Raw genomic sequence first — 14854 nt, 5'->3', positions numbered from 1 at the left:
GGAGCAGGCAATTTATGAACAAGAAAAACAAAATTCTTCCCTGGCAATATAGTATTTCCTCAATTTTATTAATTGGTTTAATTGTAGTTTTTCCGATTATATATACCATATATATTTCATTTACAAATATGAATCTGTATCATTGGACGAATTACGATTTTATAGGATTTGGCAATTATATACGTGCATTAACGAAACTGGATTCAGGTTTTATGTCCGCATTATTGACTACAATCGTTTGGACTGTAATCAATATGGTAATACAGATTCTGGCTGCTTATATCATCGCACTGGGGTTAAATGCCAAGGGCTTAAAACTGGCAAGACTATATAAGACATTGCTTATGTTTCCCTGGGCAATGCCGGCTTATATATCAATTTTACTGTGGAGAGTAGGCATCTACAATCCACAGTACGGTTTATTAAATAAAATACGTACAGCGTTAGGGTTATCCAGCATGAATTTTTTATCTGAGAATATTCCGGCTTTTCTTTCCTGTATGGTATTAAATTTGTGGATGGCGCTTCCATTTCTTATTATGATGATGGATGGGGCATTGCAGAGTGTTGATATCAGTTATTATGAAAGTGCAAGATTGGATGGAGGAGGCTGGTGGACTCAAAATTTATATATTACAATACCATTGATCAGACCTGTTTTAGCACCCTCAATCATTATGACAACATTTACTACCTTTAAGCAGTTTGATATTATCTATTTATTGACAATGCAAAAAGGTTCCCTTACAGGCTCTACTATTCAGACTGTTATTACATATGCACACCAAAACGCGTTTGTATCAAATAATTATGGGCTTTCATCTGCCGTTTCCATTGTGATATTTGGATTTATTATATTTTTTTCTATATTTGTCAATCGTGGTATTCGGGAGGAAAGTGAATGAACAAAAAAACAACAGATCGTATCGTACGTTTAAGCATCCTGAATATATTGTTTATAATCCTGTGTTTTATTACATTAATTCCTATTATATATGCATTTCTGCTTTCAATAAGCAGTGGAAGCTCTGCATTTGGAAGCGGATTCCTGTTTCCTGAGAATCCCACCCTGAAAAATTATAAAGCCATTCTTGTAGAGGAACCTTTTCTTATATGGTTTAAAAATTCTGTGGTTCTTAGTCTGGGAACAATGATACTTGCAATGAGTACTTCGGTGACAGCATCGTATGCATTTTCACGTTTTCGTTTTCGTGGAAGAAATGGGATGTTAAAGCTTTTATTATTGCTAAATGCATTTCCGCAAATATTATCGATGTTTGCCATTTTCAGATTATTTAAAAATATGAACCTTCTGAATAATTACATCGGATTAATCCTGATTTATGCAGGAAGCATGTGTATATTCAGTATTTGGAACATGAAAGGTTATTTTGATACCATTCCAATTGAAATTGAGGAATCTGCAAGAATTGATGGCGCAGGCTCGGGGCAGATCATCTGGAGAATTATATTGCCCCTTGCCAGACCTGCCATTATTGTAACAGCAGTCATGGTTTTGATTTTTGTATGGAATGAGTACTTATTTGCTACTACCTTTTTAATGAATGAGGAAAACTACAATCTTGCAGGCGGACTTTATCAGCTTCAGGCCAATGACTACAGCAGAAACTGGTCCTTATTTTCAGCAGCTGCAATCTTAGTTTCAGTACCTATTCTGATCCTGTTTTTTTCCATACAAAAATATATGGTATCAGGGCTGGTAACTGGAGGAGTGAAAGGATAATGAAGAGTAATATGAGATTAAATCGTGAGGCAGTTTTGCATATTCCGTTATCAAATTATGCATTTGCCAATTCTGAAAATAGATTGACAATAAGAATACGTACACAAAGGGGCAATGTTTCTGCCTGTACCTTATATTATGGTGATCGTGCTTGTGCGGACACACCAGTGGTTTTTAAAGAAATTAAAATGGAAATAAAAGCAAGGGATGAATTATTTGACTATTATGAAGCAACATTTGAAACGCCATTTTTGCGGGTCTGCTATTATTTTAAGCTGCAAAATGAGGTGGAATGGACCTATTATTACTCTGACCGCTTTACAAATGAACTTGCGATTACTTTTTTAGATCAAAATATTATGGAAGAGAGAAGTGAGTATTATCAATACCCTTACATATTAAAAGATGAGATACCAGATGTCCCGGATTGGTTTAAAAAGGCAGTTGTGTATAATATATTTCCGGATAGTTTTGCATGTGGAAAATTTACCTCCCCTTTCAATCCTAAGAATGTGGTTTTAGAAGATGGGAAGGTATGTAAATCCAGATTAGGAGGTACACTGAGAGGAATTTTAGAAAATCTGGATTATATCCAGACACTAGGTTTTAACTGTATTTACCTTAACCCCATATTTGCAGCAGGAGAGTACCACAAGTATGATACGATTGATTACTATCATATTGATCCGTGTTTCGGAACCAATGAAGAATTGAAGCACTTAGTGGAAGAAATTCACAAGCGGGAGATGAGGATCATTCTGGATGGAGTATTTAACCATTCCAGCTGGGAGTTTTTTGCTTTTGAAGATGTAATGAAAAAGGGGGAGGAATCAAAGTATGTTAACTGGTTTTATAAATTAAATATCCCTGTCCGCAGACCTCAGTCAGAAAAGGAGAAGCCAGATTATGCCTGCTTTGCTTATGAAGCCAGGATGCCAAAACTAAATACTTCCAATGAAGAGGTGCAAAAATATTTCGCAGACGTTGGTACGTATTGGATACGTAATTATAAAGTGGACGGGTGGCGATTGGATGTAGCGAATGAAATTGACCGTAATTTTTGGAGGAAGTTCCGGGAGGCAGTGAAAAAAGAGAATAAGGAAGCAATACTTATTGGTGAAGTGTGGGAGAATTCTGAAAGCTGGCTTCGGGGAGATGCCTTTGATTCAACAATGAATTATGAATTCCGGAGAATTTGCCGTGATTATATAATCGGTGATCATAAAAATGCGTTAACTGCTGCAAAACAGCTGGAACGTATGAGACTGCGATATCCTACCAATCTTGTAGAAGGACAGCTCAATCTTTTAGATAGCCACGATGTACCCAGATTCCTATCGCTTTGCAAGGGAGATGAAAGAAAATGGAGGCTGGCCTGTATTTTACTAATGCTGTTCCCGGGAGTTCCCAGCTTATTTTACGGGGATGAACAGGCAATAGGCGGAATAAAAGAACATGAGTACAGGAATTCCATGGTATGGGGTAAAAATCCGTCATTATGTAAATTTGTGCAAAATATGATAGAGATCAGGAAGGAGTATATAGAGAATAATACTTCTTATGAAGTGCAATGGGATAATACGAATGAACAAGTACTCTCTTTCGCGAGAGAAGGGAGTAAAGGAAGATTATTCGTTAGTCTGAATATATCAGAAATCAGTCAGAAATGGAATAAGGAGGCTGGGAAAATGATTCTTGCTTCCTCAGGTGATAAAGAGCTTCTCGAATCAATGGGTTATAAAATATATTTTAAAGGGAAGTAACCCTGCAGTATAATAATGAGGCTGCCGCACTAAGTAATTAGTGCGGCAGTCCCATCAGAAAGTATTTGTGATTGTCCTCTTTACGGTAGTGTAGCAGATAAGCTTTATTCAGCATGTTTTTAGTTTATTTGCTTAATTTGTCATAGCTGGAATCTTTGATTGTACCATCGCTGTTGGTGACGTAGTATTTATCATCGCCGTCTTTTACGTTGAATCTGTTCTTAACCAGACGTCCGGAGGTGCTGACTAAGTATTCTTTTCCTTCGAATTCCACTACTTTGTATCTTTCATATCTGTCTGCTTCTAAAAGACGTCCCTGAATATAAATACTGTCGTCATAGATGCCGTTATATCCTTCACCCTTTTTGCTGCCAGATTTACGGAAGTTAAAGGTGTAGTTTTCTCCGTCTAAATCAATTCTGGTTTTTCCGGTTTCCATAGCGCCTTCCTTCGGGGAATTGCCGAAGTAGTAAACCCGGCTGGCGTCATCTACTTCAGGAAGCTCGCTTTCGGTTTCGACCTCTTCATAAGTTTCAATGTTTCTTTCAGAGTCGAATGTGAGTTTGTAAAGTCCGTGAAGCATCTCACCTTTTTCATTGAAACCATATCTGATTCCGTTAATGGATTTAATGCGGCTCTTTACAAGGTCGCCGTTGTTGCTTGCATAGAACCAGTATTCAGTACCATCATCGTAACCCTCTTCATCAAGTTCCTCGCTAGGTACGGTTTTAAACCATCCCTTTGCCTGCCAGCATTGCTCAGGAAGATTGTAGTACTGGTTAGATGAGCTTGCAGTGGAGGTAGATGCATTTGGTGCATCCTCATACCAATCATACTGAGCCGCTCCATATTCATCAAAACGGTACTTTTTACCGTTGATGGTCTTTGTGGTATCGGTCAACTTTTTCCCGTTTGAACGGAAGTAGAACCAGTAGGAACCATCAAAGAAATCATCATTCTCAGGTTCATCCATAACTTCTAGTGATCTCCAGCCATCTGCACGGGCCCCATCAGAAGGTGATCCGCAGTAATAGGTGCCTTCTTTCCATGCGTCATCTCCTGTAACACGGGTAGAGGAATCATCGATCCAGCCAAACAGCATTTTTCCTTCGTAATTAAATGCGTATTCATTCGTCTGACCATTTGAAATTTTTATTGATTTAAAAGATGTTCTACCGGAAGAGGGTGCTTTATAAGCCCTTCCGTTGCTTCCAAAATAATACCAGTAGGTATCCGGTGAGTCCTCTTCTTCATAGTCGGAAGGAACCTCTCTCCATTCGCTGGTAACCATGGCGCCTACGGAATTTACATAGTAGTAATTGCCATCTGTTTCGACAAGCTGGCTGGTTGCAAGCTGACCGTCATAGTCTAAGTAGAACCAGCTATCCCCGGATTTTCTCCAGGAATCTGTAGTAACGTCCCCGTTGTTATCGTAGTAAACCCAGCTTCCGTTTTCCTCGGCCCAGCCTTGAGCTGCAAATGATGTCATGGAGGCACCTATGGTAAAGATCGCTGCAGCGCAGGGAATCAGCCATTTCAGTTTCTGTTTTTTCATAAAAAGTCTCCTTTCATATCTCCCGCCCGCTATCATTGGGCTCTCGCTTATGATTGTTGGGCAATTTCAGCTTGCATCTGCTGATAAGGTGACTTTAAACCATGGAGTAGGTACAGGGTCAAGGAATGTTAAAAAGGCGTAAGATTCCGTAAGAAGATAACGAATTGTTAAAAAAATCGTAATATTTTCTTGTTTTAGTTCAATAGAGGCTGTATAATTCCTTCCTCATCGATGTTAACAGACGGAGAGAGTTGCTGCATAAACTGTATAGCACTTTGTTTTTTATCAGGGGAGACAATCAGATCGGTGGTGCAATTTTTCTGAATACATGGGATAAACTGCAGTTTATCAAGTCCATAGGGAGTAACCGTTGCTTCCACAAGTCCGGTAGGAATCGTTCTGCTGTTGAACCAGAAATTTCCGAGGCTGTATACAATAGGAACACTCTTGTAATATTCAATTCCCTGAAGAACATGAGGGTGGCATCCGATGATTAGTCCTGCTCCATGGTCAATCAGCTGATGGGCGAGAGCTCGCTGGTCTTCTTCAAAATAATTGGTTCCTTCCGTTCCCCAGTGGATAAAAACCACTACAAAGTCGCTGGCTGCTTTTGCTTTTTTAACAACATCTAAGTAGAGAGCGGGATCATCGGTTCTTAGAACTCCTGGGCTGTCAGTGCCTGCTTCTTTTGTAAATAACGTGGAACGTTCGATCTGTGTAGCACATATAAAGGATAGTTTCATACCGCCTGATATGAAATAAACGGGCTCTTTTGCTTCATCAATGTTTCTTCCGGCACCGGCATAGGGGATACCAGCAGCAGATAAGGTGTCAAGTGTATCAAGAAGAGCATCCGGCCCGTAATCGTAAACGTGGTTATTAGCCAGAGATACCAGATCTACCGACAGGGTATGTAAGTTTTGTACCATGGCGGGATCCGCCCGGAACGTAAAAGTCTTCCCCGGCAGCGGATTCCCCCTCCTGCTGTAACAGAATTCATTGTTTATCATCATGATATCTGCGGCAGACATCCGTGCTTTTACACTGGAGAGAATACAGGAATCAATGCCGCCTCTTGCGTGGTATGCGGACATGTTGGCGTATCCATCTGCAAAACTGATATCTCCGGCAAAGGATAATACCACCTGATTGGGATTTAAAGATTCCTTCCGCCAGATCCGGTGGGAGCGTGCGATGTCAGAGGTGCTAAGAACACCCGAATAGAGATCCTTTAACACAAGTAGTGAACAACCGGTCAGTTTATGCCACAGCTCGCTCTCAGTGGAGCCGGATTCAAAAGAAGCTATGAGTTTTTCATAGACTTCGGTTCCGTATGTTGATTTAATATAATACATAAAATTATCACTGATTCCTTCCGGGAGCCTGTCCGCATCAAACCTTGTTTCCTGTGGAACCGCTGGGAGCTGGGAAGGAGAGGAAGCCTTATCCTGCCCGGTCACATAGTTTGAGGATACTGGGAGAACGGCAGATCTTTCACATCCGGTAAGCAGCATAAGGATGGCGGCCAGAATAAAAATTTTGTTCCTGTTCATGGTATTTTATCACACCTTTCCTATTAAAAGTTCCCATTTACTTCTTTGCTAAATTACAGATGGTCTCCACACAGGTATCGATCCCTAACTTGGATGTATTGAAACTGATATCATAATAATCAGCTCCGCCAAATTCTGTATTAGTATAATAAGCACAATTTTTTCTTCTCATTCTATCAATAGTAGAAATCTGCTCTTTTGTTTTAGCTGCAGATGCATCAGGCATCTGACTCTTCATACGCTCGAAACGCCAGTGAGGATCTGCATGTACAAATACGTGTAACGTATAATCATATTCCTTCAGTATGGTATTTGCATTTCGGCCAACAATCACGCAATTTCCTTTTTCCGCCACTTCTCTAATAATATGACTCTGGGCATTAAAAAGTTTTTCACTCAGAGGCTTATTGTAAAAATCAAAGAGGCTCTGGGCAAATCCGAAATTGACCGGAATTTTATCATCCCATTTCAACAAACTTTCAACATCTACATTGGATTCCCTTGCAGCTTTTAAAATCAACTCTTTATCATAAAATTCATAGTTCATAATACTGGCTACTTTTCTTCCGATTTCTCCTCCGCCAGCACCAAACTCACGACTGATTGTAATAATCTTTTTCATAGGTCACTCCTCCAAAACAGACTATAACACTTTATTTAAAAAATCGATGGTTCTGCTTTCTTTCGGGTTCATAATAACTTCCTGGGCTGAACCCTGCTCTACTATATAACCATCGTCCATGAATACAATCCGGTCCGCTACTTCTTTTGCAAAACCTATTTCATGTGTTACTACAACCATGGTCATACCTTCGGATGCAAGCTCTTTCATAACGGCCAGTACTTCCCCTACCATTTCAGGATCCAGTGCAGAGGTGGGTTCATCAAAAAGCATAATGTCAGGATTCATGGCCAATGATCTTGCAATTGCAATACGCTGCTTCTGACCTCCGGAAAGCTGGGATGGGTACGCATCTGCTTTTGTATCCAGTCCTACACGGTTCAATAACTGCATGCCCTTTTCTTTCGCCTCTGCCTTAGTCATAAGCTTTAGCTCCACCGGAGCAAGCATGATATTTTCTAAAACAGTTTTATGAGGAAAAAGATTAAAGTGCTGGAACACCATACCAATATTTTCACGTACTTTATTTATATCGGTGTGTTTATCTGTGATATTCATACCATCTACGACGATGATGCCGGCGGTGGCTTCCTCAAGCTGATTGAGACACCTAAGAAAAGTAGACTTACCGCTTCCGGAAGGTCCTAATAAGACCACGACTTCTCCTTCGAAAATATCAATACTCATGTCTTTTAAAACTTCTAATGTTCCAAAATTTTTCTTTAATTTTTCAACATGAATCTTAATCGTTTTATCTTCCACGGTTAACCCTCCTTTCAACCCTCTTTGCAACTTTACTGAGAGTAATAATAACAACCATGTACATGATACCTACAATTGCCCAGGTTTGCAGACTTTTTAAAGTATTTCCACTAATTGTTTTTCCCATATTAGTAAGCTCCGGGAATCCAATAACAGAAAGAATGGACGTGTCTTTTAGTGTAATGATGAACTGATTGATAATAGACGGGATCATTGTGCGGACCGCCTGAGGCAGCACAACCAGCCGCATACTTTTCGCATAGTTTAAACCAAGACTCCTGCTGGCTTCCATCTGTCCCTTATCAACACTTTCAATACCTGCCCGGATTATCTCAGCCATATAAGCACCGCAATTCATGGCAAGGGCGATTGTACCTGCCTGAAGAGCGGTCAGTCTGAAATCCTGTATTCCCATCATTTTAATTCCGGTGGGGATACCAAAATATATAAAATAGGCCAAAACAATCAGCGGAACACCACGAACGCCATCAACATATGCAATCCCGATAAAATTAAAAAAGCGATTTTTCCCGACGTTCATCAATGAAAAAACCAATCCGATTATCATGGCGAAAACCAATGATAACAACGTAAGCAGTAACGTTTTGCCCAATGCCTGAAGCAGCATAGGGCCATAGGTTTGAATGATCGTAATCATAACTTAACCTCCGTATTTTTATTTATATAGGATGATAACAAGAACGTGAGATTCCTGTTACAGTCTCTCACGTTCGTAATCAACTTTTATACTTATAGCTATTTTAAATATTTATCGATAATTTCATCGTATTTTCCATTTGCTTTGATATTTGCAAGTCCTGCATTGAACATATCCAGTAATTCCTGCTTATCTTTATTCAGAATGGCAAATCCGTAAGGAGCTCCTTCACTTTCCATACCTTCCGGAATCATAAGATCAAGTCCGCCTTCTTTAATAGAAGCTTTCATAATCGGTAAATCTTCCACACATGCTGCGCTGTTTCCCAGTATTACATCCTGATACATGGTTGGTGAATCATCAAAAACAGTTACTGTAAAACCATACTTGTCTTTCAGGCTGTTTGCAAAATCGGCACCAGCTGTAGCGTTTTTAACTGCAACATTTTTACCCTTAAGATCTTCAAAGGTCTTAATGTCGCTTCCCTTGCTCACTACAAATGTCTGGGAGGCATTATAATATCCGTCGGAAAAAATCCAGCCGGAATCAATACGCTCCTGTTTAATTGTGGCACCTGCAATAAGACCGTCTGCCTGACCTGACTGAACAGCAGCAACGGCTGCATCCCAGCCAAGGCTCTGCAATTCATACTTAAATCCCTGATCTTCTGCAATGGCAGCAAGCAAATCAACATCAATACCAACAAATTCGTTCTTTTCGTTGGTATATTCAAATGGTTTAAATACAGTATCCGTAGCAATGATCCAGGTTTTATCATCTGCTGAGCCGCCATCTGCTTGTAAAGTGGTTTCCTTAGCAGTATCCGCCTTCTCCTGAGAACCGCACCCAGTCAATAATACAGCACTGGATAAAAGTGTACATAAAACCAAAGCCAACATTTTTTTCATAGTTAATCTCCTCTATTATTTCATTTTTTAATAAACAATAACAAGTTATGGTATCGCAATATAAGCAATATTATATATAATACAATTTATATTGTCAATTTTTAAATCTCGTTTTATGTTTCCTGCCGTTATCCATATTTTACCAATGACTATATTTTTATCAATAATCCGCTGATTGTCAGTCCGGCTGCTGTTCCAAACAGAAGTACTGTATTTCCTTTTTTGATTCGATTCTCTTCTAAGGCTAAACACAATAGATAGGGAACAGAAGCAGCAATCATATTGCCGTATTCTTCAACATGATTCATATATTTCCCTTCCTTTACCCCTAATTTTTTCATAATTACAGGAAGCGCGCGGCTTGCCTGATGTGGTATGATTAAATCGATATCTCCTAAGGTCATACCAATCTCTTTTTCCAATTGTTGCACAAACTCAGGAATCTTTTTCGCTACCAGTCTCAATATCTTTGGACCATTCATATCAAATAAATATTCAGCTTTGTTTTCTTTTGTATAGTGCCGTGGGTGAAGGCTGCTGAGTCCACCCCGTATTTCCGTATTATGGGCACCCTGGGTCCATGTCTGCCACATGCCAAACATCACTCCTGATTCAGCAGTCTCATCTTTTTCAACAATAATTGCGGCGGCCCCATCACTAAATAATTCATAGCTCTCCTTTTGGTCCGGATTAATACCAAGGGAAGCTGTTTCTGCCGACAGGATCAATACTCTGTTATATCGTCCATCATGTACCATGTAAGAAATTGTATCAAGCGCGGTTATGAAGCTGGTACAGGTTGTATTAATGTCCATGCATGGGATTGGCTTTTTTGGTTCAAACTTTTCTAAAATAAGTGATGCTGAGCAGGGGATAGGCTGATAGCCGACGGCACTTGCATAAACAATTAAATCCATATCATCTATGGTACATTCTGCAACCAGAAGCGCCTGTTCAACAGCATTGACCGACATAGTGTAATGGCTTTGTGTTTCATCCATTCTATGACGAATATTATTGTCAAATTGTATTATTTTATTTCCTTTGTCTTTTCCATACCCGATGATTTTTAAGTTTTTCATAATCTGATAACCCTCTTTAGCTTTTTATCTGTTGTGTGCTGATATTTATCAAATATAATGCCTATATCCGTGCAGTCTAATCGTGATAATGTATTTGAAAACTCTGCCTTAAGTTGTTTTTGTACTGTTTGCGGATCAGCATTCTTTTCATATTCTAATAAAATCCGTATAGACTTTTTATTTTCCTGTATTACCTGATATTGCTTTATACCCCTGACATATAAGATACAGCGGCTGATAATATCAGAAAATACTTTCGTATCATTGCCATTTTTATTTTCCAAAATAAAAACATCATCTTCACGGCCTTCAATCTTTTCAAGAGCCATAAAATGACTTCCACAGGGACACTTATCTTTTTTATGCAATAAAACATCATTTAAGCGATATCTTACAACCGGCTGGGATCTTCTGGTAAAATCAGTAATAACTGGAATAAACCGGTCTTCATCAATTTGTTCTTCTTCTATGAATACAATATCTTCATTCATATGCAGTGTGCCATATTCACAAGTGTATCCCAAAAAACCTTCGGTACATTGATATACCTGATGAATGACTTTTTGCTTAAATACGCTTCTGAAGTATTCCTCATCGGATTTCTCCAGAACTTCAGCAACAGATATGACTTTTGTTAAATTCATATGAAGCTTGTCTTCCTGTACAGCTTCGGCTAATAGGAATAAAACCGATGGAGGGGCGATTAAAATACTGGTGTTTGTCTGATTAAGTTTATTGATATGTTCATCAAACGGTTTATAAATATCATAATAGGTAAAACTTATTTTTCCTGTTTTCACATTTTCGTACAGCGTACTGTTTGCCCTTAGGAAAAAAGCAATTTCCTGTTTACCTATGGTATCCGGTAATAATCGGGCTAAAATGGCTCCTGTCCAGATATCCGCTTCCTTTTGACTTGCAATAAATATTCCCTGATGTCCTGAAGTCCCTGAAGATAACCCCACGGTAAGACCATTTAACTTATTATTAAAATTTCTGCCTTTTTCAGCAGAAACCGCAAAATTTAAGGCTTCTTCTTTTTTTATATCTGCACATACCAGTTCATCAAAATTTTCCATCATAACAGCCTTATTCATAATGGGTAAAGAAAACAAATCATCATGATTCTGCAGTTTTTTTCTGTAGTAGATTGAATATTTTTTAATATGCTTTAATAATTTTTTTATCCCTTTTTTTTGATATTTCTGAATTGCATCTCTGCTTTTTAATTTTTTTGAATTCCTGTATTTTATGTAACTTAAAATAATTCTAAATTTTTTGTGCATCTTTATATACCTCTTCTCCATGTGTGGAGATAATTGCAACCCCCTTTAAAGCTGACAATTTTTTTACCGTTTTTACATAAGCATTGTAATCATTCTGTATGAGTCTGGGAATCAAACGCAGCCTGTATTTTAAATAATTAATTCCCCACACAGCATCTGCCACATAAAAAATCTTTTTTTCCGGAATATACACACCGATCTGACCATATGCATGTCCTTCTAAGTCCATAAGCCAGACTGAACCGTCTCCCAATAGATCCATCCCATTGAAATCCTTTAACGGAGATTTATGATTCACATGCACTGGTATAATTTGATTCTCCATGCTCTTTCCAATCTGATTAGGAAATACCAGTTCTTTATATCTGGCACCAGTGATTCTTTCCCGGCATTTATGGCTCATAATTATTTTTGTGTTTTTCATATCACCCAGCCCGCCAATATGATCGGGATGGAGATGAGTTAAAATAATCATGGATATATCATTATGTTTAATACCATCTTTCCTTAACTGATATAAAATATGGTCTTTCTTCCTATAAGTAGTTGGATTTATCAAATGATATAGTTTAGAAGTCAGTCCATTTTCATATATTCTATGACTGTATCCTGTATCTACAAGAATCTTTCCATATGTCTTATGTTCTATTAACATAACCCTGGCCTGAAAGATCATTTTTTCATGCTTTTTTATCTCTTTATACATACGCTTCAAGTCATTCATACAATATCCGCAGTTATAGAACTTAATGTTTGTAATTTTGTTCTCGATACCATTTTGCATAATTTTTAATACCTTCCTCAATGGAATAAACCGGTTCATACCCCAGTTCATTTTTTGCTTTTTCTATACTTAAGGTCTGACTAAAGCCCAATGTCATTAATGTATACCTTGTAAAAACCGGTTCTCGCTTTATGGCCATTATTTTGCAGAGCCATTCAATGCCTCCTACCACTTTAGACATAACGGGATAATTTAATTTTACAAATCTGGGTTTTTGTCCGGTTTCTTTTAAGAACAGCGATAAAATTTTTTTGAATGCCATAGGCTGACCATTGGTTATATTATAAACTGACCCGTCAAGGCCAGTGACAGTCATTGCCAGCCAGATACTATGAGCAACGTTTTCAACGCAGGTAATATCTACGGAATTATCCCCATTATTAAAGACAGGAATGCCTGTTACTTTATTTGCACGCATTAGTCTGGGAATTATACTGGTATCGCCTATGCCAAATAACCCACGTGGGCGTATAATGACTTTTTCAAACGTATTGGTCTTAAAATTATTGATAGCTTTTTCTGCAAGAATTTTCGACTGAATATAATAATTTAACTTACTATTCCATGCAACCTGTGATTCTTTAATAAAATGCTGGTCTTTATTTCTTGTATAAATACTTGGTGAAGAAATAAAAACTAATCGCTTTATTTTATACTTTTCACACGATTTTAATACATTTTCCGTCCCTTTCACATTTGTATTATAAAAGTCTTTTTCTGGTCCCCATGAAGAAGATAAGGCACCTGCATGAATAACATATTCACAGTCCCTTACTGCTAATGAAACATCACGCAGGCTTTCTAAGTTGCCTTTTATAAATGTTACGTTATCATTTTTAAGTTGTGCTCCTTTATCTGCATTTCTTCCAAAGGCTGTTACTTTGCAGCCTTTTTCTGTTAATAACTCCACAACATATTTTCCTAAAAATCCAGTAGCGCCTGTAACACAAACTCTCATGATGGTGTACCTCCAACTTTTTCATACCTGACTGTGCCATCTTTATTAATGATGACCTTATTATTTCTCCAAATAACCAATCCTGGATTAATCAAACTTCTTATGTAATGGATGGGCTGCAAATATGCACTTATTACTTCGAATAATAATATTATTAATGGTTCCTTTATTTTAAAGTATTGACGCCTTTGATTATAATTCATAAAAGCGATTGCTGTCTGGATGAGAAGAATAATTGGAAGTATCTTAATATTATTGATTATTAAGACATTTATGAAAATAAGAAAGGGTAGAGCAACAGGTACCACAATAGTCAATAAGGTGGATAACTGGAGTTTATCCGCCATATATACATTTGCAAATACCATCCATCGTCTCATCAGATTCGTGTAATGACTGAAATTATTAATGGTAGTTCCAACGGAGCAGGGACATGTGCTCTGAATAATTTCAATATTCTCGTTTTGCAATATCTTTGCAATTTCATATTCATCTGATAGTTTTTCCTCTGTTTTTTCAAAAATATTTAAACGAGTAAATGTATCTTTTTTAGCCATATAACACATGCCATTTAAACTGCCTACTGTACCCAGCCTTGCTATTACCAGATACGTTAATAACGTATTTCCATTAACAAATCCCACAACTAAATTCGTCAGAAAATCAGATCCCATACGGTAATACGGCAGTCCGGTAATTACACAATCCTGCCTGTTTAGTTTATGTTTTAATACATAAAGCTGGTCGAATGAAAGAATTACATCATCATCTGCTGCAATAAAAAATTCCCTGGCATAAGGCAGTGCTAATTTTTGTTTATATACTTTCTCATTTTTTTCTTTGGGAATAACTGCTGCTGTAATGATTTTGATATCTTTTCCTGTTTCTTCTTTTACTTTGTTAACAATTCTGCACGCTTCATGATCGGTCTCATTAATTATCCAGATAAAATTTGCTTTTCCTCCATTTTTTACATTTGATTTCAGGCAATGTTCCAGATTGCAATCACCAGATACAATGGGCTGAATAACAGAAAACTTATCACCGTTCTCTATTACTGTTCCTGTCATCTGCTGACTGTAATAATAGTTTTTAGCCATTATAAACCGCAGGATATATAATATTAAATGTAAGCTGATTATAATAATTAATAATTTCATAATATCCACCTGTCTCTTT

At 37.8% G+C, this 14854-nt stretch carries 14 protein-coding genes; 3 read left to right on the top strand and 11 right to left on the bottom strand.

Annotated features, from left to right (window positions below):
* Positions 1-14: 14 nt before the first annotated feature.
* From CRO04_RS13955 to CRO04_RS13945, 3 genes are read left to right on the top strand one after another with little or no spacing between them, the layout of a single operon-like run.
* Positions 15-905: a carbohydrate ABC transporter permease gene (locus CRO04_RS13955; protein ID WP_097004866.1), complete on the top strand. Its 891-nt coding sequence runs from the start codon at positions 15-17 to the stop codon at positions 903-905.
* Positions 902-1744 (top strand): sugar ABC transporter permease, encoded by an 843-nt coding sequence (locus CRO04_RS13950; RefSeq protein WP_097004865.1) that lies wholly within the window; start codon positions 902-904, stop codon positions 1742-1744. Before CRO04_RS13955 ends, CRO04_RS13950 begins: the two co-directional genes overlap by 4 nt.
* Positions 1744-3507 carry a glycoside hydrolase family 13 protein gene (locus CRO04_RS13945; RefSeq protein ID WP_097004864.1) on the top strand — a complete coding sequence of 588 codons (1764 nt, stop codon included), beginning with the start codon at positions 1744-1746 and terminating at the stop codon, positions 3505-3507. The genes CRO04_RS13950 and CRO04_RS13945 overlap by 1 nt, the downstream gene beginning before the upstream one ends.
* A gap of 124 nt (positions 3508-3631) precedes the next feature.
* On the opposite strand, the gene CRO04_RS13940 is transcribed toward CRO04_RS13945, so the two are convergent.
* The 11 genes from CRO04_RS13940 to CRO04_RS13890 all read right to left on the bottom strand — a co-directional run bounded on the left by CRO04_RS13940 (position 3632) and on the right by CRO04_RS13890 (position 14835).
* Complete coding sequence (locus tag CRO04_RS13940; RefSeq protein WP_097004863.1) at positions 3632-5062, bottom strand: cell wall-binding protein; 1431 nt, start codon at positions 5060-5062, stop codon at positions 3632-3634.
* 194 nt (positions 5063-5256) lie between these two features.
* Positions 5257-6615, bottom strand: coding sequence for a CapA family protein (locus CRO04_RS13935; protein WP_097004862.1), 1359 nt, complete (start codon positions 6613-6615; stop codon positions 5257-5259).
* A gap of 37 nt (positions 6616-6652) precedes the next feature.
* Positions 6653-7237: an AAA family ATPase gene (locus tag CRO04_RS13930; protein ID WP_097004861.1), complete on the bottom strand. Its 585-nt coding sequence runs from the start codon at positions 7235-7237 to the stop codon at positions 6653-6655.
* 21 nt (positions 7238-7258) lie between these two features.
* Positions 7259-7924, bottom strand: a complete 666-nt coding sequence (locus CRO04_RS13925) for an amino acid ABC transporter ATP-binding protein (RefSeq protein WP_097004903.1) — start codon at positions 7922-7924, stop codon at positions 7259-7261.
* A 64-nt stretch (positions 7925-7988) separates the two neighbouring features.
* Complete coding sequence (locus CRO04_RS13920; protein WP_097004860.1) at positions 7989-8657, bottom strand: amino acid ABC transporter permease; 669 nt, start codon at positions 8655-8657, stop codon at positions 7989-7991.
* Between the two features lie 98 nt (positions 8658-8755).
* Positions 8756-9565: a transporter substrate-binding domain-containing protein gene (locus CRO04_RS13915; protein WP_097004859.1), complete on the bottom strand. Its 810-nt coding sequence runs from the start codon at positions 9563-9565 to the stop codon at positions 8756-8758.
* A gap of 149 nt (positions 9566-9714) precedes the next feature.
* Complete coding sequence (locus CRO04_RS13910) at positions 9715-10647, bottom strand: 3-oxoacyl-[acyl-carrier-protein] synthase III C-terminal domain-containing protein (RefSeq protein WP_097004858.1); 933 nt, start codon at positions 10645-10647, stop codon at positions 9715-9717.
* Positions 10644-11933, bottom strand: coding sequence for a F390 synthetase-related protein (locus CRO04_RS13905; RefSeq protein ID WP_166432562.1), 1290 nt, complete (start codon positions 11931-11933; stop codon positions 10644-10646). The genes CRO04_RS13910 and CRO04_RS13905 overlap by 4 nt, the downstream gene beginning before the upstream one ends.
* Positions 11917-12657: an MBL fold metallo-hydrolase gene (locus tag CRO04_RS13900; protein ID WP_166432561.1), complete on the bottom strand. Its 741-nt coding sequence runs from the start codon at positions 12655-12657 to the stop codon at positions 11917-11919. The genes CRO04_RS13905 and CRO04_RS13900 overlap by 17 nt, the downstream gene beginning before the upstream one ends.
* Positions 12658-12679: 22 nt before the next feature.
* Positions 12680-13675 (bottom strand): NAD-dependent epimerase/dehydratase family protein, encoded by a 996-nt coding sequence (locus CRO04_RS13895; RefSeq protein ID WP_097004855.1) that lies wholly within the window; start codon positions 13673-13675, stop codon positions 12680-12682.
* Positions 13672-14835, bottom strand: a complete 1164-nt coding sequence (locus CRO04_RS13890; protein ID WP_097004854.1) for a glycosyltransferase — start codon at positions 14833-14835, stop codon at positions 13672-13674. The genes CRO04_RS13895 and CRO04_RS13890 overlap by 4 nt, the downstream gene beginning before the upstream one ends.
* Between the last annotated feature and the right edge of the window lie 19 nt (positions 14836-14854).

It is taken from the genome of Lacrimispora amygdalina (genome assembly GCF_900205965.1).
Classification (GTDB): Bacteria; Bacillota; Clostridia; order Lachnospirales; family Lachnospiraceae; genus Lacrimispora; species Lacrimispora amygdalina_A.
Note: the sequence above shows the minus strand (reverse complement) of the source record. Positions and strands in the feature narration are given on the sequence as shown.

Bases quoted from the DNA above. Each gene is read 5' to 3' on its own strand.
- CRO04_RS13955 (WP_097004866.1), top strand. From the start codon at position 15: ATGAACAAGAAAAACAAAATTCTTCCCTGGCAATATAGTATTTCCTCA.
- CRO04_RS13950 (WP_097004865.1), top strand. From the start codon at position 902: ATGAACAAAAAAACAACAGATCGTATCGTACGTTTAAGCATCCTGAAT.
- CRO04_RS13945 (WP_097004864.1), top strand. From the start codon at position 1,744: ATGAAGAGTAATATGAGATTAAATCGTGAGGCAGTTTTGCATATTCCG.
- CRO04_RS13940 (WP_097004863.1), bottom strand. From the start codon at position 5,062: ATGAAAAAACAGAAACTGAAATGGCTGATTCCCTGCGCTGCAGCGATC.
- CRO04_RS13935 (WP_097004862.1), bottom strand. From the start codon at position 6,615: ATGAACAGGAACAAAATTTTTATTCTGGCCGCCATCCTTATGCTGCTT.
- CRO04_RS13930 (WP_097004861.1), bottom strand. From the start codon at position 7,237: ATGAAAAAGATTATTACAATCAGTCGTGAGTTTGGTGCTGGCGGAGGA.
- CRO04_RS13925 (WP_097004903.1), bottom strand. From the start codon at position 7,924: ATGAGTATTGATATTTTCGAAGGAGAAGTCGTGGTCTTATTAGGACCT.
- CRO04_RS13920 (WP_097004860.1), bottom strand. From the start codon at position 8,657: ATGATTACGATCATTCAAACCTATGGCCCTATGCTGCTTCAGGCATTG.
- CRO04_RS13915 (WP_097004859.1), bottom strand. From the start codon at position 9,565: ATGAAAAAAATGTTGGCTTTGGTTTTATGTACACTTTTATCCAGTGCT.
- CRO04_RS13910 (WP_097004858.1), bottom strand. From the start codon at position 10,647: ATGAAAAACTTAAAAATCATCGGGTATGGAAAAGACAAAGGAAATAAA.
- CRO04_RS13905 (WP_166432562.1), bottom strand. From the start codon at position 11,933: ATGCACAAAAAATTTAGAATTATTTTAAGTTACATAAAATACAGGAAT.
- CRO04_RS13900 (WP_166432561.1), bottom strand. From the start codon at position 12,657: ATGAATGACTTGAAGCGTATGTATAAAGAGATAAAAAAGCATGAAAAA.
- CRO04_RS13895 (WP_097004855.1), bottom strand. From the start codon at position 13,675: ATGAGAGTTTGTGTTACAGGCGCTACTGGATTTTTAGGAAAATATGTT.
- CRO04_RS13890 (WP_097004854.1), bottom strand. From the start codon at position 14,835: ATGAAATTATTAATTATTATAATCAGCTTACATTTAATATTATATATC.